At 66.7% G+C, this 26475-nt stretch carries 21 protein-coding genes and 1 pseudogene; 12 read left to right on the forward strand and 10 right to left on the reverse strand.

Features of this window, described 5'->3' with window-relative positions; all coding sequences use genetic code 11:
* Window positions 1-67: 67 nt before the first annotated feature.
* Window positions 68-1747: a 30S ribosomal protein S1 gene (gene rpsA / locus AC06FE_RS01535; RefSeq protein WP_478072059.1), complete on the reverse strand. Its 1680-nt coding sequence runs from the start codon at window positions 1745-1747 to the stop codon at window positions 68-70.
* 191 nt (window positions 1748-1938) lie between these two features.
* Window positions 1939-2616 (reverse strand): (d)CMP kinase, encoded by a 678-nt coding sequence (gene cmk / locus AC06FE_RS01540; protein WP_323439469.1) that lies wholly within the window; start codon window positions 2614-2616, stop codon window positions 1939-1941.
* A 191-nt stretch (window positions 2617-2807) separates the two neighbouring features.
* Here cmk and ykgO point away from each other — a divergent pair, with 191 nt between their 5' ends.
* The 6 genes from ykgO (at window position 2808) to AC06FE_RS01570 (ending at window position 7401) form a co-directional block, all read left to right on the forward strand.
* On the forward strand, window positions 2808-2933 hold the full coding sequence (ykgO, locus tag AC06FE_RS01545) for a type B 50S ribosomal protein L36 (protein WP_005409283.1): 126 nt from the start codon (window positions 2808-2810) through the stop codon (window positions 2931-2933).
* Window positions 2934-3120: 187 nt separating this feature from the next.
* The gene (locus AC06FE_RS01550; RefSeq protein WP_132862824.1) at window positions 3121-3450 is read left to right on the forward strand and encodes a hypothetical protein; all 330 of its coding nucleotides are present in this window, start codon (window positions 3121-3123) and stop codon (window positions 3448-3450) included.
* Between the two features lie 82 nt (window positions 3451-3532).
* Window positions 3533-4573 (forward strand): agmatine deiminase family protein, encoded by a 1041-nt coding sequence (locus AC06FE_RS01555; protein ID WP_132862823.1) that lies wholly within the window; start codon window positions 3533-3535, stop codon window positions 4571-4573.
* Between the two features lie 171 nt (window positions 4574-4744).
* Window positions 4745-5632 (forward strand): carbon-nitrogen hydrolase, encoded by an 888-nt coding sequence (locus AC06FE_RS01560; protein ID WP_192288108.1) that lies wholly within the window; start codon window positions 4745-4747, stop codon window positions 5630-5632.
* A gap of 13 nt (window positions 5633-5645) precedes the next feature.
* Complete coding sequence (locus tag AC06FE_RS01565) at window positions 5646-6176, forward strand: N-acetyltransferase family protein (protein WP_478072060.1); 531 nt, start codon at window positions 5646-5648, stop codon at window positions 6174-6176.
* A complete protein-coding gene (locus AC06FE_RS01570) occupies window positions 6169-7401 on the forward strand; it encodes a TraB/GumN family protein (protein WP_478072061.1) in 1233 nt (410 codons plus the stop codon). The genes AC06FE_RS01565 and AC06FE_RS01570 overlap by 8 nt, the downstream gene beginning before the upstream one ends.
* Before the next feature lie 565 nt (window positions 7402-7966).
* Here the strand turns inward: AC06FE_RS01570 and AC06FE_RS01575 are convergent.
* The 4 genes and pseudogenes from AC06FE_RS01575 to AC06FE_RS01590 all read right to left on the reverse strand — a co-directional run bounded on the left by AC06FE_RS01575 (window position 7967) and on the right by AC06FE_RS01590 (window position 15638).
* Complete coding sequence (locus AC06FE_RS01575) at window positions 7967-11035, reverse strand: efflux RND transporter permease subunit (protein WP_478072062.1); 3069 nt, start codon at window positions 11033-11035, stop codon at window positions 7967-7969.
* A 5-nt stretch (window positions 11036-11040) separates the two neighbouring features.
* The gene (locus AC06FE_RS01580) at window positions 11041-12690 is read right to left on the reverse strand and encodes an efflux RND transporter permease subunit (protein ID WP_478072359.1); all 1650 of its coding nucleotides are present in this window, start codon (window positions 12688-12690) and stop codon (window positions 11041-11043) included.
* A gap of 156 nt (window positions 12691-12846) precedes the next feature.
* Window positions 12847-14508: pseudogene (locus tag AC06FE_RS01585) on the reverse strand (efflux RND transporter permease subunit); the annotation flags it as partial.
* Window positions 14505-15638, reverse strand: a complete 1134-nt coding sequence (locus AC06FE_RS01590; RefSeq protein ID WP_478072063.1) for an efflux RND transporter periplasmic adaptor subunit — start codon at window positions 15636-15638, stop codon at window positions 14505-14507. The gene AC06FE_RS01590 and the pseudogene AC06FE_RS01585, both read right to left, overlap by 4 nt.
* A gap of 225 nt (window positions 15639-15863) precedes the next feature.
* Between AC06FE_RS01590 and AC06FE_RS01595 the strand changes: the two genes are divergently transcribed.
* Both AC06FE_RS01595 and AC06FE_RS01600 read left to right on the forward strand, forming a co-directional pair.
* Window positions 15864-16250, forward strand: a complete 387-nt coding sequence (locus tag AC06FE_RS01595) for a c-type cytochrome (protein ID WP_446540360.1) — start codon at window positions 15864-15866, stop codon at window positions 16248-16250.
* A gap of 9 nt (window positions 16251-16259) precedes the next feature.
* Complete coding sequence (locus AC06FE_RS01600; RefSeq protein WP_478072064.1) at window positions 16260-16721, forward strand: c-type cytochrome; 462 nt, start codon at window positions 16260-16262, stop codon at window positions 16719-16721.
* Window positions 16722-16895: 174 nt separating this feature from the next.
* Here the strand turns inward: AC06FE_RS01600 and AC06FE_RS01605 are convergent, their stop codons facing one another.
* Window positions 16896-18686: a hypothetical protein gene (locus tag AC06FE_RS01605; protein ID WP_478072065.1), complete on the reverse strand. Its 1791-nt coding sequence runs from the start codon at window positions 18684-18686 to the stop codon at window positions 16896-16898.
* A gap of 12 nt (window positions 18687-18698) precedes the next feature.
* Complete coding sequence (locus tag AC06FE_RS01610) at window positions 18699-19298, reverse strand: NfuA family Fe-S biogenesis protein (RefSeq protein ID WP_192288102.1); 600 nt, start codon at window positions 19296-19298, stop codon at window positions 18699-18701.
* A gap of 94 nt (window positions 19299-19392) precedes the next feature.
* On the opposite strand from AC06FE_RS01610, the gene AC06FE_RS01615 reads away from it, so the two are divergent.
* From AC06FE_RS01615 to zupT, 3 genes are read left to right on the forward strand one after another with little or no spacing between them, the layout of a single operon-like run.
* Complete coding sequence (locus tag AC06FE_RS01615) at window positions 19393-19740, forward strand: 4a-hydroxytetrahydrobiopterin dehydratase (protein WP_132862812.1); 348 nt, start codon at window positions 19393-19395, stop codon at window positions 19738-19740.
* 1 nt (window position 19741) lies between these two features.
* On the forward strand, window positions 19742-20158 hold the full coding sequence (locus tag AC06FE_RS01620) for an energy transducer TonB (protein ID WP_132862811.1): 417 nt from the start codon (window positions 19742-19744) through the stop codon (window positions 20156-20158).
* A 24-nt stretch (window positions 20159-20182) separates the two neighbouring features.
* The gene (zupT, locus tag AC06FE_RS01625) at window positions 20183-20992 is read left to right on the forward strand and encodes a zinc transporter ZupT (protein WP_478072066.1); all 810 of its coding nucleotides are present in this window, start codon (window positions 20183-20185) and stop codon (window positions 20990-20992) included.
* A 39-nt stretch (window positions 20993-21031) separates the two neighbouring features.
* Here zupT and AC06FE_RS01630 read toward each other — a convergent pair whose 3' ends face one another.
* Complete coding sequence (locus AC06FE_RS01630) at window positions 21032-22003, reverse strand: RluA family pseudouridine synthase (protein WP_225591896.1); 972 nt, start codon at window positions 22001-22003, stop codon at window positions 21032-21034.
* A 410-nt stretch (window positions 22004-22413) separates the two neighbouring features.
* Between AC06FE_RS01630 and rne the strand changes: the two genes are divergently transcribed.
* Window positions 22414-25578 (forward strand): ribonuclease E, encoded by a 3165-nt coding sequence (rne, locus tag AC06FE_RS01635; protein ID WP_478072067.1) that lies wholly within the window; start codon window positions 22414-22416, stop codon window positions 25576-25578.
* Window positions 25579-25785: 207 nt separating this feature from the next.
* On the opposite strand, the gene AC06FE_RS01640 is transcribed toward rne, so the two are convergent.
* Complete coding sequence (locus AC06FE_RS01640) at window positions 25786-26433, reverse strand: response regulator (protein WP_132862807.1); 648 nt, start codon at window positions 26431-26433, stop codon at window positions 25786-25788.
* Window positions 26434-26475: the final 42 nt, after the last annotated feature.

Here is a 26475-nt window from a genome sequence, read left to right on the forward strand (position 1 = left end):
AGCCTGAAGCGGCCCGGACTGATCGTCCGGGCCGCCCAGATACATCTACAACAAGGATGTCCGATTATTACTCGGACTTGTTGCCATTCAACTGCGCGCGCAGCAGGGCACCCAGCTGGGTGGTGCCGCCCGAAGAGGACTGGTATTCCTCCAGCACTTCGCGCATTTCAGCATCGTCCTTGGCCTTGATCGACAGCTGCAGGGTGCGGCCCTTGCGGTCCATGCCCACGAACTTGGCTTCGACCTTGTCGCCGACCTTCAGGAACTGGGTGGCGTCGTCGACGCGCTCGTTGGTGACGTCACGTGCCGACACGTAGCCTTCGATGCCGTCAGCCAGCTCGATGGTCGCGCCCTTGGCGTCAACTTCCTTCACGACGCCTTCGACCTTCGAACCCTTCGGGTTGGCAGCCATGTACTGGCCGAACGGATCCTGCTCCAGCTGCTTGACGCCCAGCGAGATGCGCTCACGCTCCGGATCAACCGCCAGCACGACGGCATCCAGGGTGTCGCCCTTCTTGAAGTTGCGGACCACGTCTTCGCCGGTGGTGTTCCAGCTGATGTCAGACAGGTGCACCAGGCCGTCGATACCGCCGTCCAGGCCGATGAAGATGCCGAAGTCGGTGATCGACTTGATCTGGCCCGACACCTTGTCGCCCTTCTTGTGGATGGCAGCGAAGGTTTCCCACGGATTGGCGGCAACCTGCTTCATGCCCAGCGAGATGCGGCGACGCTCTTCGTCCACGTCCAGCACCATCACTTCGACTTCGTCACCGACCTGCACGACCTTGGACGGGTTGACGTTCTTGTTGGTCCAATCCATCTCGGACACGTGCACCAGGCCTTCGACGCCCGGCTCGATCTCGACGAACGCGCCGTAATCGGTCACGTTGGAGACCTTGCCGAACACGCGGCTGTTGGCCGGGTAACGACGCGAGATGTTGTCCCACGGATCCTCGCCCAGCTGCTTCAGGCCCAGCGAAACGCGGTTGCGCTCGCGGTCGAACTTCAGCACGCGCACGTCCAGCTCGTCGCCGACGTTCACGACTTCGGACGGATGGCGCACGCGCTTCCATGCCATGTCGGTGATGTGCAGCAGGCCGTCGATGCCGCCCAGGTCCACGAACGCGCCGTAGTCGGTCAGGTTCTTGACGACACCCTTCAGGATCGCGCCTTCCTGCAGCTTGTCCATCAGCTGCTCGCGCTCTTCCGAATGCTCGCTCTCGACGACTGCACGGCGGGAAACGACCACGTTGTTACGCTTGCGGTCGAGCTTGATGAGCTTGAACTCCAGCTCCTTGCCTTCCAGGTAGGCCGGGTCGCGCACCGGGCGCACATCGACCAGCGAACCGGGCAGGAACGCGCGGACATCCTTGATGTCCACGGTGAAACCACCCTTGACCTTGCCGCTGATGCGGCCGGTGATGGTTTCGTTCTTTTCCAACGCTTCTTCCAGCTCGTCCCACACCATGGCGCGCTTGGCCTTCTCGCGCGACAGGACGGTTTCGCCGAAGCCGTTCTCGATGGAGTCCAGCGCGACCTTCACCTGGTCGCCCACGCCCACATCGATCTCGCCAGCGTCGTTACGGAACTGTTCGATCGGCACGATGCCTTCGGACTTCAGGCCGGCGTTGATCACGACCACGTCGCCGCGGACGTCAACGACGGTACCGACAACGATGGCGCCGGGCTTCAGCTTGGCCAGGTTGGCCTGGCTGGCTTCAAACAGTTCTGCAAATGATTCGGTCATTGGATTTACTCAGTTGAACACACGGACAGCGGATTCGTTGCGGAAACCCGGACTGTCCAGCCTGTTGTACGACCCCATGCAGGCGGCCGTGTGAATGGAAAAGCCCACCACGCACCATTGCGCAGCGGGGTTGTTGCAACTTCTCTTCGCGACTGTGGCCGGTGCACTGGCCACACTCAACACTGCGTGGATCACGGGCCCGTTGCGGGGACCAGATCCAGCACCTTGGCAACAACGTCGTCGATGCCAATTCCGCTGGTGTCGATGAAGACGGCGTCTTCGGCCGGCTTCAGGGGCGCCACTGCGCGCTGTGCATCACGGGCGTCGCGGGCCATGATCTCGCGCAGGAGGTCATCAAAGTTAACCGAAACCCCTTTTTCTTTCAACTGCTTATGCCGGCGATTGGCACGTTCCTCGGCGCTGGCGGTCAGGAAGACCTTGAATGGGGCATCCGGGAAGATCACCGTCCCCATGTCGCGCCCGTCAGCCACCAGACCCGGCTCGGCCCTGAATGCGCGCTGGCGCTCCTTCAGCGCCGCACGCACCTCCGGGATGGCCGCGATCGCCGAGGCCAGCGCGCCCGTGGTCTCCAGCCGCAACTCATCGGTGGCGTCGGTACCGTTGACCAGCACGCGCAGACTTTCACCCTGTTCAGCGAACTGAACCCGGGTATCGAAGGTGCAACGCACCAGCGCCGAGGCATCGGAGGTGTCGATATCGGCCCAGCTCGCCGCCACGCCCACCGCCCGGTACAGCGCGCCCGAATCCAGGTAGTGCCAGCCCAGGCGGCGCGCGACGATGCGGCTGACCGTGCCCTTGCCGGCCCCGGACGGGCCATCGATGGTGAGAACGGGGGGGAGCTGGCTCATGTGGCTGCCTGAGTCTGAACGGGAATCGCGCTATTCTAACGCCCCGCGCGGACGCCCCGCGGCCCGATTTGCCGCAACCACTTGAACGCGCATGGAAATGCCCGGTAGAATGGCGGGCTTGAACGAGCGTCATCCTGCATATCCGCGGCCGCGCTCCTGAGATTCCCAACAGTTATCCGCCGAGGTATGCCATGAAAGTCCTGTCCTCCCTGAAGTCGGCGAAGGCTCGTCACCGCGATTGCAAGGTCGTTCGCCGTCGCGGCAAGATCTTCGTGATCTGCAAGTCGAACCCGCGCTTCAAGGCTCGCCAGCGCTGAGCCAACTGGCCTAGGCCAGCACCGGTCGCCGCAAGGCCGCCGGAATCCGCAAAAAGCCGCCTTCGGGCGGTTTTTTGCATCCAGCTTCCGGCACAGACGTGTTCCAGCGCAACCAAACGACGCCAAGCCGGTTTTTCGTCGCCGTTTTTTGCTGTAATCGCCACTTGTCCTCTGGGGAGAAGCGACCATGAAGCAACTGTTCCAAGCACTGACCCTGACCGCCCTGCTGGGCGGGGCACCGGCCGCGATGGCCGACACCCTGCTCATCGACCGCGCCCAGGAAAAGCCGGCCGGCGCCCTGCCGGCACGCGGCGACACCGCGCAACAGGTGGAAGCCCGCTTCGGCGCGCCCCAGGAGCGGCTGGAGCCGCGTGGCGGCCAGAAGCGCCAGTGGCCGACCATCAACCGCTGGGTCTACCCGGCGTTCACCGTGTATTTCGAACGGCAGCGCGTCATCGACGTGGTGGCCAACCAGGCCAGCCCCGGTGAAGTCGGGCCCAAGCCGCCGATCCGCTGACCCTTGTCCCGGCGGCCGGTGTCGGTCATCGGTCGCCGCCTACGCCCGCGCCAGTGCGTGGGCCCTGAAACTGCAGGAAGAAATGAACGACACGCTCCGCTTCCCGGCCGAATGGGAATCCCAGTCCGGCGTCCTCATCGCCTGGCCACACGCCGACACCGATTGGGCCGAGCGCCTGGCCGAGGTCGAAGAAACCTATATCGCGCTGGTTGCCGCCATCACCCGCTTCCAGCCGGTACTGATCTGCGTGGCCGATGACGACGTCGAGACCTACGCCGAGATGCGCCTGCGCTCGAACCGGATCGACATGGCGCGCGTGCAGTTCGTCACCGCGCCGTACGACGACACCTGGCTGCGTGACTCCGGCCCGATCACCCTCACCCGCGCCGACGGCAGCTTCCAGCTGCTGGACTTCCGCTTCACCGGCTGGGGCGGCAAGTTCGACGCCAGCCTCGACGACCAGCTGGTCGGCGTGTTGCACGGCGCCGGCGTGTTCAACGCCAAGGCCGATGTCCGCAGCATTCCGTTCGCCCTGGAAGGCGGCGCGATCGACACCGACGGTGCCGGCACCCTGCTGACCACCTGGCAGTGCCTGCATGAGCGCCACCCGGAGCGTGACCGTGCCTCGCTGGGCGCGGACATGGCGCAGTGGATGCAGCAGGACCGCGTGCTGTGGCTGGACCACGGCTACCTGGAAGGCGACGACACCGACGCCCACGTCGATACCCTCGCCCGTTTCGCCTCGGCCGACAGCATCGTCTACCAGAACTGCGATGACCCTCAGGACTCGCATTACGCCGAACTGCAGGCCATGGGTGCCGAGCTGGCCGCACTGCGCACCGCCGATGGACAGCCCTACCGCCTGTTCCCGCTGCCGTGGGCACAACCGGTGCTGGACGAAGGTCGCCGCCTGGCGGCCTCCTACGCCAACTTCCTGATCATCGACGGCGCGGTACTGATGCCAGCCTATGGCGACGCGGCTGACGATGCCGCGCGCGACGTGCTGGTGCAGGCGTTCCCGGGTCGCGAGATCGTGCAGGTCCCCTGCCGCTCGCTGATCTGGCAGAACGGCAGCCTGCATTGCATCACCATGCAGTTGCCGGCCGGCCTGCTCAAGCACTGAGCCGGCCGCGGAGGAGCCCGGCCATGCCCGGCTCCTCCCATCACCTTGAACACGCGGAAAGCCGCCGGACAACACCCGGCCGCACGCTGCCCGAAGTCGTTCAGCCCCCACCACGTCGCGCCTGCGCATCCGCGCTAACATGCGCGTTTTCCACCGCAGGATCCGCATCACATGAACGCGCGCAGCCCCCTTACCGTCGCCCTGGTCCAGGAGCGCAACCACGGCGATGCCGCTGCCAACCTGGCAGTGATCGAAGCACGCGTGGCCGAGGCCGCCGCGCAGGGTGCGAAGCTGGTGCTGCTGCAGGAGCTGCATAACGGCCCGTACTTCTGCCAGCACGAATCGGTGGACGAGTTCGACCTGGCCGAGCCGATCCCCGGCCCGAGCACCGAACGCCTGGGCGCGCTGGCGAAGAAGCACGGCGTGGTGATCGTCGGTTCGCTGTTCGAACGCCGCGCCGCCGGCCTGTACCACAACACCGCGGTGGTTTTCGAGAAGGACGGCACCCTGCTGGGCAAGTACCGCAAGATGCACATCCCCGACGACCCGGGCTTCTACGAGAAGTTCTACTTCACCCCGGGCGACATCGGCTTCAAGCCGATCGACACCTCGGTCGGTCGCCTCGGCGTGCTGGTGTGCTGGGACCAGTGGTATCCGGAAGCCGCGCGCCTGATGGCGCTGGCCGGCGCCGACCTGCTGCTCTACCCCACCGCCATCGGCTGGGACCCGGACGACGTGCAGGACGAGAAGAACCGCCAGCGCGATGCGTGGGTGCTGAGCCATCGCGGCCACGCCGTGGCCAATGGCCTGCCGGTGCTGAGCTGCAACCGCGTCGGCCACGAGCGCTCGCCGCTGGGCGCCTCGGGCATCGACTTCTGGGGCAACAGCCACATTCTCGGCCCGCAGGGCGAGTTCCTGGCCGAAGCCGGCACCGAACCGACCCTGCTGGTCTGCGACGTCGACCTGCAGCGCAGCGAACACGTCCGCCGCATCTGGCCGTTCCTGCGCGACCGCCGCATCGATGCCTACGGCGACCTGCTCAAGCGCTACATCGACTGACCCAAGGGTGCCCGTGAGCCTGCAGCTGCGTCCGGCCACCCCGGCCGATATCCCCGCCATCACCGCCATCTACGCGGTGGAGGTGGAAGAACTGGTCAACACCTACGAGTACGAGGTGCCGGACGAAGCGGAGATGGCACGGCGCATGGCCGACATCACCGCGCGCGGCTTCCCCTACCTGGTCGCCACCATCGACGACCAGGTCGCCGGCTATGCCTATGCCAACAGCTACCGTGCCCGCATTGCCTACCAGTGGACGGTGGAGAACTCGGTCTACGTCGATGGTCGCTTCCAGGGCAAGGGCGTGGGCAGCGCGCTGATGCAGGCGTTGATCGATGCCTGCACCGCGCGCGGCTACCGGCAGATGGTGGCGGTGATCGGTGAACCCACCAACACCGCCTCGATCAAGCTGCACGAACGTTTCGGCTTCCACCTGGTCGGTATCTTCCGCGGGCTCGGCCGCAAGCATGGCCGCTGGCTGGACACGGTGCAGATGCAACGCGCCCTCGGCGACGGCACCGACAGTGCCCCCTCCAATGAATGACGCAATGAACGACTCCTCGCAACACGCCGGCACTGAACTGCTTGCCGGCCAGCCGGTCCGCATCGTCGAACGCGACGGCGTGCGCTACACCCTGCTCGGCACGGCCCACGTCTCGCTGGCCAGCGTACAGGCAGTGGAAGAAGCCATCGGCAGCGGCCAGTTCGATGCGGTCGCGGTCGAACTGGATCCGCAACGCCTGGTCGCACTGACCAACCCGAATGCAATGGCGCAGCTGGACCTGGTCGAAGTCATCCGCAAGGGCCGCGTGGCCCTGTTCGCGGCCAACCTCGCCCTTGCCGCCTACCAGCGCCGCCTCGCCGACCAGCTGGGTATCGAACCGGGCGCCGAGCTCAAGCGTGCGGTGACACTGGCCAAGCAAAACGACCTGCCGGTGCACCTGATCGACCGCGACGTCGGGCTGACCTTCCGCCGTGTTTCGCAGCGACTGGGCTTCTTTGGCAAGATCAAGCTGATCGCCGGCCTGGGGGCCGGGTTGTTCTCCTCCGAGGACGTCGGCGAGGACGAGATCGAGAAGCTCAAGCAAGGTGACATGCTCGAGTCGAGCTTCGGCGAGTTCGCCAAGGAAAGCCCGGCGCTGTACGAGACCATCATCGGCGAGCGCGACCGCTACATGGCCACCCGCCTGCGCCAGGAGCACGACAGCGCGCAGCGCAACGTGCTCGCCGTGGTGGGCGCTGGCCATCTGGCCGGCCTGGCCCGCTATCTGGAAACCGACAACGAGCCGCCGGCGCAGTTGCGCGAGCAGCTCGAATCGGTGCCCAGGAAGCGCAACGTCCCGTGGATTACGCTGACCATCCTGGCCGTGGTGCTGGCCGGCATCGGCATCGGTTTCTGGAAGGGCGGCATGAACATGGGCGCGCAGATGCTGGCGATCTGGGCGCTGTACACCGGCGGCCTGGCCGGCCTGGGCGCCCTGCTCGCCGGCAGTCACCCGCTGAGCATCCTCACCGCCATCGCGGTGGCCCCCTTCAAGCCGTTCCGCCTGAGCATCCCGACCGGTGCATTCGCCGCACTGGTGGAAACCCGGCTGCGCAAGCCGACCTACCAGGACTTCCTGCAGCTGCGCGACGACGCCCAAACCCTGAAGGGCTGGTACCGCAACCGCGTCACCCGCATCACGTTGACCTTCATGCTGACCAACCTCGGCAGCATGCTGGGGCTGTGGCTGACGGGCTTCAGCGTTTATGGAAAGTTGGCTGGCTGAGAGGCTCCCCCTTCTCCCACGCGCACGAAGGCGGCGCAGTGCAACGGATGAAGGTGCTTTGGCCTTTCGGCATGGATTATTCACAGCCTGCCCTCACCCCAACCCCTCTCCCGTGTACGGGAGAGGGGCTTTGAGCGGCCTCCCTGCCATCCAGCTACACGATACGTCGGCAGGCGCTTCCTTCTCCTGCATGCGGGAGAAGATGGTGCAGAGCATCGGGTGAGGGAGCTTTGGCCTTTCGGTTGGATTATCCAGAGCCTACCCTCACACCAACCCCTCTCCCGTGTACGGGAGAGGGGCTTTGAGCGGCCCCGCGCTGCCATCCAACTCCATGCCAAGCCGGTGGGCGCTTCCTTCTCCCGCTTGCGGGAGAAGGTGGTGCGGAGCGCCGGATGAGGGAGCTTTGGCCTTTCGGTTGGATTATCCAGAGCCTGCCCTCACCCCAACCCCTCTCACGCATACGGGAGAGGGCTTTGAGCACCTTCAAGCCACCGCGGCGTTCACTTCGTCGCAATGAAAAGGCCCGCATCGCTGCGGGCCTTTTCAATTTCAACTTCGGGATGGATCAACTCTCCAGCGCCACGTCACGCTCGGCCGGCAGACCGCGCGCGCGACGCACCGAACGTGCGGTGCCCCGGCGCAGGTCATCCAGCAGTGCGTAGATGGTCGGCAGGAACAACAGGCTGACCACCGTCGAGAACGCCAGGCCACCGGCAATCGCGCGGGCCATCGGGTAGTACGGCGGCATGCCGTCGGCGGTCTGCGTGTTCAAGGCAATCGGGATCATCGCCAGGATCGCGGTACCCATCGTCATCATGATCGGGCGCAGGCGCTCGCGACTGCCCTCCACCAACGCATCGGTGCGCGCCATGCCACGCCGTCGCAGGTTGTTGATGTGCTCGATCATCACGATGCCGTTGTTCACCACCACGCCCATCAGCACCAGGATGCCGATCACCGCCATGATGTTCATCTCGGTGCCGGTCAGCCAGAACAACCAGTACACGCCGAAGATGGAGAACAGCACGCAGGACATGATCGCGGCCGGGAACAGCAACGATTCGAACACCGCCGCCATGATCACCATCATCAACACCAGTGCGATCACGATGGCGCGCAGCATCTGGTCCATGCCATCGAAGTTGATGTTGAAGCCGGCGCCATTGAACGTGTAGCCGTAACCCGGTGGGAACTCCATGTCGCCCAGCGTGGCCTCCACCGACTTGCGCGCGTCCTCCATCGATACGTCCTTGGCCAGGCCGGCCTCGATCCGCAGCATGGTCTGCCGGTTCAGGCGCTGGATCGCATTGGCGGCCGGGTTGACGTTGACGTCGACCATCGCCAGCAACGGGATCTCCTTGCCGGACGCGCTGCGCACCATGAACGAAGACAAGTCCTCGATGCTGTAGTGGTCCGAGCCGGCGAAGCGCACGTTGACCGGGATCTCCACATCGTCACGGTGGAAATCCCGCAGCGACGAGCCGCGCAACGCCATGCCGACGAACTGCGCCACCTGCTGCGCGCTGAAGCCGTAGGCCGCCGCGCGCTCGCGGTTCACCTGCACCGCCAGCTCGGAATTGGCATCACCGATGTCCACGCGCACGTCACGCAGCTTCGGGTTGCGTGACAGGATCGGCATGATGTCGTCGGCCAGCTCGCGCAGCGTCTGGCTGGAATCACCCACCAGGCTGAAGCGCACGCCCTGCCCTTCGCTGCCCATGCCGCCGGGCCAGCCGATGCCGATCTTGGCCCGCGCCGACTGCGGCAGGCCCTTGCGAACCTCCTCCTCGATCTTCTTGCTGATCTCGCGGTCGTCGATGTTCAGGTACAGGCGCGTCTGCGCCCAGCCCTGCTCCGAATAGCGGCTGTACACCCGCTTGACGTGAAACTCCTCGCGGTTGGCGTTGACGAAGTCCTCCACCCGCTGCACTTCCTTGCCCATCTCCTCCTTCGAGTAGGAGCCCTTCCACTGGTAGAAGATGTTGATCTCGTCCGGGTCGTTGTCGTCACCGCCACCGGCCGTGTTCATCATCGGGAACACGCTGATCGCCGAGATCAGCACGATGCCGGCCACGCTCCAGCCACGGTGCTCCAGCGTCCAGCGCAGCACGTGTGCATAGCGGGTCTGCAACCTGCTGATCAACGGTGACTTCACCGCCGGCGGCGTCTTCATGCGTGCCGACAGCATCGGGATCAGGCTCACCGCCACCAGCCACGATGCAAGCAGCGAGAAGGAGATTGTCACCGCCAGCTGCGACAGGTAGATGGTGATGATGTTCTTCTCGCCGAACATCATCGGCAGGAACACCACGCAATGGCACAGCGTACCGGCCGACAGCGCGATGGCGACGTGCCGGGTACCGATGATCGAGGCCAGCTCCGGCTGGTTGGGAAACTTCTCCCGCTCCTGGTAGATGCTCTCCACCACCACCACGGCGTTGTCGACCAGCATGCCAACCGCCAGCAGCAGGCCCATCATCGAGATGATGTTCAGACTGATGCCGGTGAAGTACATGAAGCCCAGCGTCATGATGAAGCAGATCGGGATCGCCATCGACACCATCAGCGTCGACGGCCAATGCCGCAGGAACGCGTACAGCACGATCACCGACAGCAGCAGGCCGATCGCACCGGCCTCGGCCAACGCGAGCAACGAACTGGTCACCGCCTTGCCCGAGTCGTAGGCCACCTCGACGTCGACCCCGCGCATCGCCGGGTCCTGCTCGAGCACCTTGATCTCCTGGCCCACCGCACGCGACAGGTCCACCAGGTTGGCCGAACGCTCCTTGTAGATGTCCACGCCGACGCTGGGCTTGCCTTCCATCTGCCGCACGTAGCTCATGCGCTGCGGCTGCAGGCTGACATCGGCGACATCGGACAAGCGCGTGCCTCGGTTGTTGACCGGCAGGTTGCGCAGCGCCTGCAGCTCCAGCAGCTCGCCGCGGGGCTGTACGCGCAGGCGTCGTCCATCCTCGGTGATCTGCCCTGCGGACACCGAGAAGTTGGCCGCCTGCAGCTTCTCGACCAGTTCATTCAGGGCGATGCCATGCGCGCTGATGCGGTCCTTGTCCAGCGCCACCAGCACTTCCTGCTTGGCCACGCCTTCCACTTCCACGCGCGCCACGCCCGGCAGGCGCTCCAGGTGCTGCTTGATGCTGCGCTCGATCATGTCCGCGCGCGCGGTCAGGTCCTCGTTGCTGTTCAGGCGCAGGCTGATCGCCTCCTGGTCGCTGGTGCTCCAGCGCTGCACGTAGTAGCGGCGGAAGTCATCCGGCAGCTGGTCGCGCACCGCGTCGATGCGCTCGCGCGCTTCGGACGCGGCCATGGCGATGTCGCGGCTCCAATCGCTGAACTCGACCTGGATCTGGCCGCCTTCGGCATTGGCACGCGAGTTCATCGTTTTGATGCCCGGCATCGTGGCGATGGCCTCTTCCACCGGGCGCAGCAGGTTGCGCTCGACTTCCTCCGGCGTCGAGCCTGGATAGGGCAGCGAGACAAAGAAGAACGGGATGGTGGCTTCCGGTTCGGACTCCAGCGGCAGCCGGAACGAGGCGATCAGGCCGATCACCACCATCGACACGAACAGCATGATGGTGGTGACGGGACGGCGGATGGACAGCTCGGTGATGTTCATCCGGTTCAGTCCCTGGCGCCGCCGATGGCATCGTCTTCGTGCGCGATCACCTGCTCGGCCTGCTCGGCGGCCAGGCGTGCACGACGGCCACGCTCGGCATAGAACTCATCCGGCTTGCGGTCCAGCAGGTCGTACACCACCGGGATCACCACCAGCGTCAGCAGCGTGGAGACCAGCAGGCCGCCGATCACGGTGATCGCCATCGGCGAGCGCACCTCGGCGCCCTGGCCGAACGCCAGCGCCAGCGGCAGGAAGCCGAACACCGCGCACAAGGTGGTCATCATGATCGGGCGCAGGCGCGAACGCGCACCCTCCACCAATGCCTGGCGCTTGGCCACGCCGTCCTCGCGCAACTGGTTGACCTTGTCGATCAGGATGATCGCGTTCTTCACCACCAGGCCCACCAGCAGGATCAGGCCGATGAACACCACCACCGATACCGGCGAACGCGACAGCAGCAATGCCGCCACCGCACCGACCAGCGCCAACGGGATGGTGAACAGGATGACGAACGGGTGCAGCAGCGATTCGAACTGCGATGCCATCACCAGGTAGACCAGGAAGATCGCCAGCCCGAAGGCGAACAGCAGCGAGCGGATCGATTCCCCCAGTTCCTCGCCCTGGCCACCGATGCGCATGCCGACATCGGTGCCCAGCGGATTCTTGGCGACCATGCTCTGCACTTCGGTGATGGCCTTGCCCAGGTCGATGTCACGCAGGTTGGCCGAGACGATCGCCACGCGACGCTGGTCGGCGCGGTGGATCTCGCTCGGGCCGGTGGTGGCGATGACGTCGGCCACCGAGATCAGCTCCACCGGCTTGTTGCCGCTGGGGTTGACGATCAGCCGGCGGATGTCATCCACCGAGGCACGCTCGGATTCCTGCACGCGCACCAGCACGTCGATCTTGCGGTCACGGAAGCTGTAGCGGGTGGCGACGTTGCCGCGCACCTTGTTGACCACCGCATCGGCGATCTGGCGCGTGGTCAGGCCCAGCGCGGCGGCGCGGTCCTGGTCGAACACGATCTGGATCTCCGGGAAGCCCTGCTCCACCGTCGACTTCACGTCGGCGTAATGCGGGCTCTGGCGCAGCATCGCGGCCAGGCGGTTGCCGGCCACGCGGATCGATTCGAGGTTGTTGCCTTCGATCTCGATCTCCAGCGGCGCGGCCAATGCGAACAACTCCGGCCGCGCGAAGTCCACCTGCGCTTCCGGCCACTGCTTCATGGTCTGGCGCAGGCTTTCGATCAGCGCCGGCTCACGCCGGGTGTCGCTCATCACCACCGAGAGCTTGCCGATGTTCTCGCCGCTTTCGGTCGGGCTGGCGTCCAGGCGGGTACCGGTACCGGACACGCCGTACAGCAGGCGCACGCCTTCTTCGCCGGCATGCTGGCGCTGCACTTCGCGCACCAGCGCATCGGTCCTGGCCAACGGCGTACCCGGCGGCAGCTTGGCGGTCATGTCGAAGCGGTCCTGCGCCAGCTGCGGGATCAGGTCCACGCCCAGCAGCGGCAGCGCGGCCATGGTCAGCGCGAATGCCAGCGCGGCGCCACCGAGCACCGGCCAGGGGCGCTTCAGCGCTGCCGGCAGGATCCGCAGGTAACCCGCCTCGGCACGCCCGTACGGCGCCATCGCCAGGTCACTGGCCTTGCGCATCACCGGACCCACCACCGCGGCGATGCCGCGGAAGATCCGCACCACCAGCCACGCCAGCGAGAAGAAGCCGTAGCGGAACAGCGCACCCACGCCACGCCCGGCGTAGGCCGCCGGCTTCTTCCAGCGGCTTTCCGGACGCCACGGCTCACGCACCGCCTCGGACGGGAACTCCAGCGGCGGACGCCCCTTGAGTGCGCTCAGCATCGGGATCAGCGTCATCGACACCACCAGCGACACCGCGATGGCGATCGACACGGTCAGCGCCTGGTCGCGGAACAACTGGCCGGCGATGCCTTCCACGAACACCAGCGGCAGGAACACCGCGATCGTGGTGAGCGTGGAGGCGACCACCGCCATGAACACTTCGCGCGTGCCCTTGATCGCCGCTTCCAGGATGCCCATGCCACGCTCGCGCGCCTTGGCGATGGATTCCAGCACCACGATCGAGTCGTCCACCACCAGGCCGGTGGCCAGTGCCAGGCCGCCCAGCGACATCACGTTCAGGCTCAGGCCCAGCTGGCCCATGAAGAAGAACGTGGCGATGATCGAGATCGGCAGCGACAGCGAGATGACGAAGGTGCTCCAGCCATCGCGCAGGAACAGGAAGATGATCAGGATCGACAGGATGCCGCCGATCACCGCATCGATCTTCACGTCCTTGATGGCGTGGCGGATGAAGACCGACTGGTCCTCCACCATCGTCATCTCGATGTCCTTGGGCAGCTCCTTGCGGATCGTCTCCAGGCGCTTCTCCAGCGCGTCGGCCGTGGACACCGTATTGGCGTCGCCTTCCTTGTAGATGGCCAGCTCCACCGCCTCGTGGCCGGCGCTGCGGATGACGGCCTCGCGCTCCTTGTAACCCTGCCGCACATCGGCGACGTCCTTCAGGCGCACGCTCGGCGCACCGTTGCTGGTGTCGCTGCGCAGCGCGGCGATCACGTTCGGATCGCTGCTGCCCAGGATCGCCGTCATCAGCTGCGGGTTGGTGCCGGTCGAGCTGCTGGACGAGGCGCCCGCCGTGGTGGTCAGCAGCATCTCGCGCATCTGCTCGACCGTGGCGAACTGGTTGACCGTACGCACTAGGTAACGCTGCGAACCTTCCTCCAGGCGTCCGCCGGACAGGTTCACGTTCTCCTGCTGCAGGCGCTGGATCACGTTGTCCAGCGACAGGCCCAACTGGGCCAGCTTGCGCTGGTCGATGTCGACCTGGATCTCATCCTCCAGGCCACCGCCCACCTTCACCGCCGCCACGCCGGAGACCGGTTCGAGCTTGCGCTTGAGGTCCTCGTCGGCATAACGGCGCAGCTCCATCAGGCGACGGATCGCGTCGGCCTCGTTGCCGGCGTCCTGCCGGGAGGACAATGCAAGCCGCATGATCGGCTGGGTCGACGGGTTGAAGCGCAGCAGCACCGGGGCCTTGGCCTCTAGTGGCAGCTGCAGCGTCTCCATCTTGTCGCGGACGTCCAGGCCCGCCTGCTGCATATCCGTGCCCCAGGCGAACTCGAGCACCACATCGCTCTGCCCGGTACGCGAGATCGACTTCAGCTTGCGCAGGCCCTTGACGATGCCCAACGCTTCTTCGGCCGGCTGCGAGATCAGCGTTTCCACTTCCGCCGGTGCCGCGCCCTCATAGTCGGTGCGCACCGTCAGCGTCGGGTAACTCAGGTCCGGCAGCAGCTCGACCTTCAGGCTGGACAGCGAGATCAGGCCGAACAACACCAGGGTAAGCGTCATCATCGCGATGGTGACGCGGCGGCGCGTGGCGAACTCGATCAGGTCGAAGCCACCGCCGGACGCCGATGGTCCGTGCGCACTCATTGCTTGGTCGCCCCCGCGGCCGGTGCCTGGGCGGCCGCGGCCACCTTCTTCTCCTGCCCGATGACCTGCACAACACTGCCTTCGCGCAGCGCCGCCTTGCCGGCGATCACCACCTCATCGCCGCTCTTCAAGCCTTCACGCACTTCGATCCAGCCGGCATCGTCGTAGCCCAGCTTCAACGTGGCGCGTTGTGCCTTGCCGTCGCGCACGACGTACACGGCCGGCTCACCGCCGTCCTCCAGCAGCGCGCTGCGCGGCACCACCAACGCGTCGGCACGCTGGTCGTAGTTGATGCTCAGGCGACCGAACATGCCCGGCTGCAGGTCCCCTTCGCCGGAGAACGAGGCGACCACGCGGAAGGTGCCGGTGCCGTTGTCCACCACCGGCGCGACGCGGTCCACCGTACCGGTGAACGGCTTGCCCGGCAGCGCGTCCACCGCCAGCCCGACCGCCTGGCCCGGCTTGAGCTTGGCGATCTCGCGCTCGGGCACATTCAAGGTCGCCTCCAACCGGGAGCTGTCGACGATGCGGATGATCGGCGAGTTGATCTGCACGAAGTTGCCCGGCTTGATGTCACGCGAAGCCACCACGCCGGCAATGGGTGCCACCACCGTGGTGTAGGACAGCTCCAGCGTCGCCATGCGGTACTGGGCACGTGCGTTCTCAAGGTCGTAGCGCAGCTGGTCCACGTCGGCGGCGCTGACCAGCTGCTGCTGCACCAGCTTTTCGGCGCGGTGGTAGCTGTTCTCCAGCTTGCGCATCTGTGCCTCGCTCTGCGCCACGCTCAGGCGCGCGCGGTCCGGATCCAGCCGCACCAGCGCCTGGCCGGCACTGACCTGCTGGCCTTCCTCGACCAGCACTGCCAGTGCAACGCCCGACGTCTTGGCCACCACCTGTGATTCGGCCCGGGCCTCGAGCGCGGCGGTACCGGCATAGCTGGCGGCGATGGCGCGATGGACGGCCTTGGCCACCTCGACCGGAACCGCGTCGGACGCCTTCTGCTCCTCCGGAGCCTTGGCCTTGGCCTCTTCGCCGCCTGCCTTGCATCCGCCCAGCAGCAGAGAGGTGGTAATGAGAAGTGCAGCGGCGCAGCTTCCGGTGCGGCCGTGCTGAGAGAAGAATCGCGACATCGTCAGGTCCCTGGGGATGCATTGGCGGGGTGTTGTAGCAAAGTATTGCACCACCCCACAGGGACACCATGCCCCAAAGGTCATGCCCACCCCCTACCTGCCCACAAACACTGACGCGCCGCAGCATCGGACCGGGTACCGGACCGGTAAATACGCGGGCTATACTCGGCCCGTTCCGTGTCCCCCACGGCGGAACAACAGACCCGCTTACCGGACAAGGAAACCATGCGCCCGCAGCCGCTCGCCGCTTGTTTCGTTCTGGCTTTCGCCCTGACCACCGGGGCCGCCCTCGCAGAACCGCCGTCTGATCCACCCGCCGCACCGGCCCCTGCACCCGCAGCCGCCGCGCCTGCAGCCCCCGTGGGGAACCCCGAAGCCGGACGCACCCTGGCCTATACCTGCCAGGGCTGCCACGGCATCACCGGCTACAAGAATGCCTATCCCAGCTACCGCGTGCCCAAGATCGGCGGCCAGTCGGCGCAGTACCTTTCCCAGGCGCTGACCGAATACCGCGAAGGCAAGCGCAAGCACCCGACCATGCAGGCCCAGTCGATGAGTTTCAGCGCGCAGGAAATCGCTGACCTCGCCGCTTACCTGTCCACCGTCAAATAGGCATCGCCCATGTCGAAAGCAACGCACGCAACGCGCTTGTCCATCGTCCTGCTCGCTGCCCTGGCGCTGGCAGCGTGTTCACAATCGGAAGTGGAGTCGGCCAACACCTCCGCCGGCGATCCCGGCCATGCCAGCGGCGAACACGGTTCGAGCTCCTCCGCCGGCCTGCCACAGGGCCGCATCGCCATCGGCGAACAGTTGGCCAACGCCAAGGGCAAGGCCACCGGCCAGAGCTGCATCGATTGCCACGGCGCGGACGGCAACGCCCCGATCGACCCCACCTACCCGCGCCTGGGGGGCCAGTACGGCGATTACCTCGCCCATGCGCTGCAGGCCTATCGACGCGGCGACCGCGACCACATGCTGATGACCCCGCAGGCCGCCAGCCTCAGCGACCAGGACATCGCCGACCTTGCCGCCTACTTCGGCTCGCGTCCCACCCAGTTGCGTGACCTGCACGGCATGAACTGAGCCGGCCCGGCAACCGAACCACTCCGACAGACGCAAAAAAGCCGCCCAGGGGCGGCTTTTTTGCATGCCGGCGTGTTTGATCTCGCCTGCTTGAGCCTCTCTCCCGCCAGCATGCGGGGGACTGGTGAGCGGCTGGGTTTACGCCTCAAGCCGCACCAGCCGCGGACAACCACCTCAGCGGCTGCCGTTGTCTTCCTGCAGTTCCTTCTTGAACGGGATGTCCGGTGGCGGCCGCGCTTCGGCCGGCTGCTCCTGCATGTTCGGGTTGGTCAGGCCACAGCCACCGCCGAACTGCAGCATCGACACCACGCAGGAAATCTTGCTGCTGCTGCCGGGAATCGGAATCTCGATGCTCTTGATGCCCTTGCGCACCCATTCGGCCAGCAGCGACTCGTTGGGCACCCAATACTTGTCGAACGAGGTCGGAGTGAACTCATAGGGCGGCCGCTTGAGCCAGGTACCGGACTCGGCGATACGCTCACGCGTCCAGCTGTCCGAATCACCGCCCGGTGCGCCCCGCTTCGGCTCCTGGCCCTTCTCGCCGTCCCCGGCCAGGCGCACGCTGCCGTCGGCGTTGAACAAGCTGCGGCCCTGGTCCGACTGTCCGCCGGCGCTGCCTTCCACCTGCCGTCGGGAAGCCCCCCAATCATCCCCGCGCGTGGCCGCGGCCCAACCGCCGGAGCGGTCCTGCGCGGCGGGACCGGCACCGGCACTGCTGCCGGAGCGCGACGATGCCGCGTTCGCCGCCGGGTTGCCGGCGGACGGCGCGCTGGAGGCGGTCGCTGCCGTCGTCGCACCCGTGGCAGCCGTCGACGTCGCCTGCGCAGCCCCTTCGGCACTGCGGGTCGCCGGTGCCTCCTCAACACCCGGTATCTGCCGCTCGCGCACGGCCATGCCCGGTGACTTCACCTGCACCTCGGGCGCATTCGAGCGCACCTGCGCCATCGATACCGCTTGGCGGGGCGCCGCCTCTACCTGTCGCTCGCGTACCGCGATCTCGCGCGAGCGCACCTGTACCTCGGCGCCGCGCACCTGCACGGCCGCCATCTGCACCTGCTGCCGTGGCGCGACCTCCACCTGGCGCTCACGCACCTGCATGTCGGGTGCGCGCACCTGTGCCTGGACTTCCGTCGGCTGGCGCACCTGCGAGGTCACCAGCGGTCGCTCGGTCGCCGTTTCCACCGTCCGTTCGCGCACGCGCACTTCCGGTGTGGTCACGCTGGGCAGACTCACCGCCGGCACCTGCACCGTGGGCGGGGTCAGCACGAAATCCGTGGTCGGTTGCGCGGTCTCGGTGACCTGCAGCGGTTGCGCGACGGGAGGCGCGGGCGTGCGGGTGGGACTCTCCTCCGCCGGCACAGGCGATGGCTCGGAAGCCACATCGGCCGCCGCGTCGACTGGCACGTCCTGCCCGCGTTGCGGCTGCACGGCAGCTGCCATGGACGCGGCATCGCCCGACGCTGCCGGTGCAGCCGGGGCACCCGGCGCCCCCTGTGCCTGCGGCGCACCGCCGCCTTCCGTGTCGGGAGTGCCGCGCCCGATGTATTCGACCTGCACGCGCTCGCCTTCCTCGGCGCTCGCATCCGGCGCATTGCTGCGGATCATGGCCACCCACAACAGCAACACCGCGAACAACAGGTGCAGGCCAGCGCTGAAGAAGCCGGAGAACCAGCGCAGCCCGCGCTGATCGCGCGGCGGCGGATCGTCGCCACCGTGCCAGAACATCAACGCGATGGCCTGCCACAACGGCATCAATGCCGGCACCGTGCCACGCGCGGGCGCAGCGCGCGCACCCATCAGCGCGCGCATGTCCCGGTCATTGAATTGGCTGCCACCACGCGATGTACGCGTGCGCAGCCAGTTGCTCCAGCTGTACGGCATGCCGGTGCGGCGATCGTGCAGGATGCTGGCCTGCCGGCGGCTGGCCAGCAGGTTGATCAACTCGGCAACTGACGTCACCGGCATGCGGCGCTCAACTCAGCCCGCGCTGCCGCGCGGAATGTAAGGCGCCTGGCCACTGTCGTGGTCGGTGGCATCGCGCACGGCGGTCACGCCCGGCACACGGCCCATCAAGGTCTTCTCGATCCCCTGCTTCAAGGTCACGTCGGCCATGCCGCAGCCATGGCAGCCACCGCCGAAACGCAGCAGCACTACGCCATCGGCGGACACTTCCTGCACCGCCACGCGGCCACCGTGCGAGGCCAGCTGCGGGTTGATCTCGTTCTCGACCACCCAATGCACGCGCTCCACCATCGACGCAGCGTCGCCGGGTGCCTCTCCCTTGATCTTGGGTGCCTTGATGGTCAGCTGCTGGGTACCGGCGGACTGGGTGACGAAGTCGATCTCCGCCCCGTCCAGCCACGCCACGCTGGTGGCGGCCACGTACAAGGTGAAACCATCGCAATCCACCGCCCACTCGTCACCGAGCAGTTCGGTCGGCTCGGCGAACTCCAGGCGCGCATCGGCACGCGGCGTTCCCGGCTCGACCGCGCTCAGGCGCACGCCCATGCCGGGCACGGCCTCGCGTTCGATCAACTTGCGGAAATAGCTTTGGGCGGTATCTGAGATCTGGATCATCCGGGTATTCTAGCCGTGTCTTGGTTGACGCTGATGGGACACTGATTCCAGGCGCGATACCGTTCATCAGTCCCTTGCCTTGAAGGAGGCTCCCATGGCCCCAGATCTGATCCCGCTCGTCCAGGCACACTGCATTCCCCGCCGCGGCCACGAAAACCGACTGGGCCAGGCGCGCCTGGCGGAGCTGCTGCCACAGGTCCCCGGCTGGGAACTGGCGGAGAACGGCCAGGCCCTGCTGCGCACCTTCCGCTTCGACAACTACCACGCCACGATGGCATTCGTGAACGCGCTGGCCTGGATCGCCCACCAGGAAGACCACCACCCCGACCTGGGCGTGCATTACGACCGCGCGGTGGTGCGCTTCTCCACCCACGATGTCGGCGGCCTGAGCGAGAACGACTTCATCTGTGCCGCCAAGGCATCCGCACTTACGGAGCAATGACATGAACCTGCGTCTGCTGTTGGGCGCGCTGGCCACCGCCACCGCCCTCGCCGCCTGCAACGGCTCCGACCAACCGGCCGCACCGGCCGTCGCCCCCACCGAAGTAGCCGCCGTGCAGACCCCGCCACCGGACTACCCGGCTGAGCTGGCCTGCGCCGGCGTGGGCGGCAAGAGCGTCCTGCGCGTCGTCGTCGGCCCGCAGGGCACGCCGACCGATGTCACCCTGGTCACCACCAGCGGCAACAGCCAGCTGGATGATTCGGCCATCGCCCGCGTGCGGGAATGGAAGTTCAAGGCCGCCACCCGCAATGGCCAGGCCGTGCCGACCACCATCCAGGTCCCGGTCAGCTTCAACCCGCCCCAGCCCAAGCCGGACGAGTGCTTCGCGATCGAGGAGCGTGCGCGTCGCGGCGGCTGATTGCCCCTGCCCGGCGCTTCCTCCATGCACGCCGTTTCCCTCGACAATCTCTGGGTCGCGTTCGGGCTGACCTTGGCTGCCGGCCTGGCCACGGCCATCGGCAGCCTGTTGGTGCTGTTCTCCAAGCGGCCCAACCCGCGGCTGCTGGCGTTCGGGCTGGCCTTCGCCGGCGGCGCGATGGTGTACGTGTCGCTGTCGGAGATCCTCAACAAGTCGGTCGCCTCCTTCGCGCTGGCCTATGGCGAGCGCCTGGGCTTCACCTACGGCACGCTCTGGTTCCTGGCCGGCGTGATCCTGGTGGTACTGATCGACCACTTCGTCCCCAACCCCCATGAGACGCTGGACAAGCAGGACCCCGCGTTCAAGGAAAAGAACCGCAGCAGCATCCGCCGGGTAGGCCTGCTCAGCGCGGTGGCGATCACCGCCCACAACTTCCCTGAGGGCCTGGCCACGTTCTTTGCCACACTGGAAAGCCCATCCGTCGGGTTGCCGCTGGCCTTCGCCATCGCCATCCACAACATTCCCGAGGGCATTGCCATCGCGGTACCGGTGTACTTCGCCACGGGCCGCAAGTCCTACGCCTTCGGCGCCAGCCTGTTGTCCGGGCTGGCCGAACCGGTGGGTGCGGCGATCGGCTTCTTCGCCCTGGCCGGCTCCCTGTCCAACGCCACCTTCGGCGCGGTGTTCGGCCTGATCGCCGGCATCATGGTGTTCCTGGCACTGGACGAGCTGCTACCGGCCGCCAAGCGCTATGCCAAGGGGCACGAAACCGTCTACGGACTGGTGATCGGCATGGCCACCATCGCCATCAGCCTGGTGCTGTTCAAGTGGTGAGATGAAGAAGGGGGCGATGCCCGCCCCCTTCCCTGCGCCTCACAGCCGGTCCAACGCTTCGGCCAGCTCCGGCGCCAGCGGCGCATTCAATACATAAGGTGTCTTGCCAGCGTCCAGCGCGAACTCCAGCGAAGCGGCATGCAGGAACAGGCGTTTCAGCCCGATCTGCTCACGAAGCCGCTTGTTGACCGCCGGATCGCCGTACTTGTCATCCCCGGCGACCGGGTGACCAATGTGCTGGGCATGCACGCGGATCTGGTGGGTACGCCCGGTTTCGATCCGCACCTCGCAGTACGAGTGCCCGCCCCGCCGTTCCAGCACCCGGAAGTGGCTCAACGACGGCTTGCCGCCCTGGTTGACCTGGACATGGCGCTCCCCGCCCTGACGCAGCCCCACCAGCAAGGGGGCATCCACGCTCATCACGCCATCGGGCATGCGCCCGACCAGCAGGGTCAGATAGCGCTTCTGGATGCCGCCATGGTCCTCGCGCAGCATTGCCTGCAGCTCGCTCAGGGCCGAACGCTTCTTGGCCAGGATCAGCAGGCCGGAGGTGTCCCGGTCCAGCCGGTGGACCAGTTCCAGGTTCAGGTTCGGGCGCAGCGCACGCATGGTCTCGATGGCGCCATGGCTGATGCCACTGCCGCCGTGGCTGGCCACCCCCGAGGGCTTGTTGATCACCAGCAGCTTGGCATCCTCGAAGACGATGGCCTGCTCCATGCGCTGCAGGAAGCTGGCCGGCGGCGGCGCTTTGTCTCCGACTTCACTGAGATTGACGGGCGGCACCCGCACCTCTTCGCCGGCCTCCAGCTTGCGGTCGGCCTTGGCGCGGCCACCGTTGACCCGTACCTGGCCGCTGCGGACCAGCTTGTAGACCAGGCTGCGCGGGGCACCCTTGAGCTGGCCGAGCAGGAAGTTGTCCAGGCGTTGGCCTGCCCGGTCCTCGGGGACCTTGATCATGCGCACGCTGGTCTTGCCCGCGGGCGGTGCTTGGCGGTGTTCGGAGTCAGTCATCTGCCTATTTATTCTGCTACACTCGGGGGGCGATATAAGGGTTTGATTTCGTTGGAAGTTGGTCAGGGCCAGAAGCCCCGCTCCCTACGAATCCGGCACAGTGCGCGGCCACCGCCCCCGGGGCGGCCATGTTAGCGGCTCGTCGGCGTTCCCGGCCATCGCCGGGTGTCAAAAGCACCTGAGCTGGACGAAACAAATGTCCCGTGCGACGCCCCGGCCATGGCCGGATGCGGCCGCCGGCCCTGAAACACCTAAAACAAAAATGAGAAGCGCTCCCGCGGCCTGCCGTGGTGTCGTAGCGCTGGAAGCCCAAGCCGCCCTGTCCGCGCCTGCGCGAATGGGCGGCGACCCGTGACCAGAGGCGAAACCCCATGGCGTTCCGCGCGGTAGCAGCGCGCGAGGAACGCACAATGAAGCGAATGCTGATCAACGCCACGCAGGCAGAAGAACTGCGCGTGGCCATCGTCGACGGGCAGAACCTGTACGACATCGACATCGAGCAACCGTCGAAGGAACAGAAGAAGTCCAACATCTACAAGGGCCGCATCACCCGCCTGGAGCCCTCGCTCGAGGCCGCCTTTGTCGAGTACGGCGGGGACCGCCACGGCTTCCTGCCGCTGAAGGAAATCTCCCGCGACTATTTCCAGGCTGGCGTCGACCCGCACAAGGCGGGCCTGAAGGAACTGCTGCGCGAAGGCCAGGAAGTGGTCGTGCAGGTGGACAAGGAAGAGCGTGGCAACAAGGGCGCTGCCCTGACCACGTTCATTTCCCTGGCCGGCCGCTACATGGTGCTGATGCCGAACTCGCCCTCCGCCGGTGGCGTCTCGCGTCGCATCGAGGGTGAAGACCGCGCTGCCCTGAAGGAAGCGCTGGACAAGCTCAACATCCCCGACGACATGGGCGTGATCATCCGCACCGCTGGCGTCGGCCGCGATGCCGAGGAGCTGCAGTGGGACCTGGACTACCTGCTCCAGGTCTGGCGCTCGATCGCCGAAGCCGCGCTGACCAAGCCGGCCCCGTTCCTGATCTACCAGGAGTCGCGCCTGATCGTGCGCGCCCTGCGCGACTACCTGCGCTCGGACATCGGCGAGATCCTGGTCGACACCGAGGAGCTGTACGAGACCGCGCGCGAGTTCATGCAGCAGGTGATGCCGCAGACCCTGCGCAAGCTCAAGCACTACAAGGACGACATCCCGCTGTTCAACCGCTTCCAGATCGAATCGCAGATCGAGGCGATCTACGAGCGCAACGTGCGCCTGCCCTCGGGCGGTTCGATCGTGGTTGACCAGACCGAAGCCCTGACCGCCATCGACGTGAACTCGGCCCGTGCCACCAAGGGCACCGACATCGAGGACACCGCGTTCCAGACCAACCTGGAGGCCGCCGAAGAGGTCGCCCGCCAGCTGCGCCTGCGCGACCTGGGGGGCCTGGTGGTCATCGACTTCATCGACATGTCCTCGAACAAGCACCAGCGCGAAGTCGAGAACCGCCTGCAGAACGCCCTGAAGTACGACCGCGCCCGCGTCCAGCTGGGCCGCATCTCGCGCTTCGGCCTGATGGAAATGAGCCGCCAGCGACTGCGCCCGAGCCTGGGCGAGTCCAGCCAGATCGTCTGCCCGCGCTGCGACGGCCAAGGCCGCATGCGCAGCGTCGAGTCGCTGTCGCTGTCGATCATCCGCGTGGCCGAAGAGCACGCCATGAAGGAAAACACCGGGCAGGTGCTGGTCCAGGCCCCGGTCGAGATCGCCAACTTCCTGCTCAACGAGAAGCGCGGTGCGCTGCGTGAGATCGAGCGTCGCCACGACGCGCCGATCATCATCGTCGCCGACGAGCAGCTGCACACCCCGCACTACGAAGTCACCCGCCTGCGCGAGAACGAGCTGGGCGAGGAATCGGGCAAGCCGAGCTACCAGCGTGGCACCCCGCGCAAGCTGCCGGTGCACGCCCTGACCAAGGCCCAGCTGAACATCCCGCCGGCACCGGCGGTGACCCACGTCAAGCACAGCCAGCCGGCACCGGTCCGCGAAGTGGTCGAGACCGCACCGACGCCGGCACCGGTCGCCCCCGCACCAGCCCCGGCCGCGGGCGGCGTGATGGGCTGGCTCAAGCGCATCTTCGGTGGCGAAGGCACGGCAGCCACCGCGCAGCCGGCCCAGCCGCAGCGCCAGCACGAAGGCGGTCGCAACAACCGCAATGATCGCAACCAGCGCCGCGACAACCGCAACGGCAACAACGCCCAGAAGGCCGGCAACGGCAACCGCCGCGAGGACCAGCGTCGTGACGAACGCCGCGAGGACCGTCGTGAAGAGCGCCGCCAGAACGGCAACGCGCCGCAGCAGCAGGCCCAGAACCAGAACAACGGCCAGCAGCAGCCCAAGCAGCGCAACGAACAGCAGCAGCAACAGCAGCCCAAGCAGCCGCGCAACGAGCAGCAGCCCAAGCAGCCGAAGCAGCCCAAGCAAGCCAAGCCGCAGGACGCCGACAAGGCCGTCCAGCAGCAGCCCGCTGCCGAGAAGCCGGCACGCCAGCCGCAGGCCGAAGCACCCCGCGCTGCTGCTGCCGTGACTGCCGCCGCCGTGGTTGCCACTGACATCGTCTCGACGGACGTGGCGCCCAAGGAAAAGGTGTTTGCCGCTGAAGTCGCCAAGCCGGTCGCCGTCAGCGACGCCCCACTGGTCGTGGACAGCACGGTTGCCAGCGACGATGCCAACCCGGCCGCCGCTGCCGGTGACGAAGCCGCCGGTGAAGCCGGCAGCCGCCGTCGCCGCGGCCGTCGTGGCGGCCGTCGCCGTCGTCGTGGCAACGCCGAAGGCGCCGCCGCCGGCGAGGTGCTGGGCAATGAGTCCGACGAGGACAGCATCGATGAAATCGACGATGGCGAGGTGGCGGACGTTGCCCCCCATAAGTCAGCGGCCGCCCAGCCGGAGTTCGAGTTCGATGACGAGCCGGGTGAAGCCGCTGCCGTGAAGCCCGCTCCGGCTGCAGCTCCGGCCAAGGACACCGTTGCCGCACCGGCACCGGCACCGGCACCGGCACCGAAGGCAGAAGCCGCATCCGCAACCGTGGTCACCGAGCCGGTGGCGGTCACCCGCCCGGTGGCTGAGCAGGCCGCCCCGGCCGCACCGGCGACGGTGACGCCAGTCGTCGAACCGGCCCCGGTCGTGATCGAGCCCGCGAAGCCGGAAGCCGAGGCAGCACCGGTCCTCGCCGAGGTCCCGGCTACGAAAGCTCCCAAGGCAGCGGCGGAGGCTCCGGTGACGGTTGACGCACCGGGCGTCGAAACGCCCGTCGTGGAAGCAGCGCCGCTCGCCGCCGAAGCCGCTCCCAAGGTGGAAGCCGCTGCAGCACCGGTGGTTGACGCGCCCGCGCCAGTAGCCCCCGCCGCTGTCGAAGCACCGACAAGCAGCGCGGTCGCACCGGAAAACGGCCAGCTGTTCGAAGCAGCACCGGCCACGGTCGAAGTCACCGACGCCCCGGAAACCCGGAAGCCGGAAGCCGTTGCCCACGTCGAACCGGTCAAGGTCGAGGAAAGCGACAAGGTGGAAGCCGAGTCCGACCAGCCGCGCAACGGCTGATCCCCTCGTCTCATCGCTGTAGCAAAAAGGGCGGCCACTGGCCGCCCTTTTTCATGCATGCATGGCTATTCGCCTCACCGCCGCAGCCTGCAACACCCACCACCGTTCGTGCATGCCTCCTGCATCACCGGCCCTGCCCTTCCATCCGCGGGCAAAAAGAAAGGGCGGCCTCGCGACCACCCTGCCTTCCATGCGATTGGAATTGGCTCAGAGCGCGCGGGCCGGATCACCTACGCCGTACTGCGTGGCCAACCGCGCCAGGGCGATGTTGTCCTGTACCCCCATCTTCTGGAACAGCCGCGCCTTGTGCGTATTGACCGTCTTGGCACTGAGACTCAAGCGCCGCGCGATCTCTTCCTGGCGGTGGCCCTGGATCAGCAGCAACGCCACCTCCAGCTCACGCGGGGACAGGGAATCAAATGGCGACAACTCGCCCTCCAGGTTCGACAGCGCCAGGTTCTGGGCAATGCTGTTGGCCAGGTAACGCTTGCCGGTGGCAACGTCATGCACCGCGCGGATCAGCTCGCGCGAATCGCCGGCCTTGCCCACGTACCCCGACGCACCGGCCTCCAGCAACCGCTTCGGCATCGGCCCATCCTCCAGCACCGACACGATGATGACCCGCGTGCCATGGTCGCCCTTGACGATGCGTTCGGTGATCTCCAGCCCGCTCAACCCGGGAAGGTGCAGGTCGCACAGCACCACGTCGGGGCGCAGCCGACGGATCTGCGGCAACGCGGCCTCGCCGCTGTCCGCTTCACCGACGACCTCTATGTCGGCCTGGCCGGAGAGGATCATCCGGATGCCCGTGCGCACAAGCGCATGGTCATCGATGAGAAAAACGCTGATGGTCATACCGCAGTCCTCGTACCGAGGTGATAGTTGAAGCCAGAGCCA

The organism is Stenotrophomonas sp. Steno-C18, assembly GCF_056393195.1.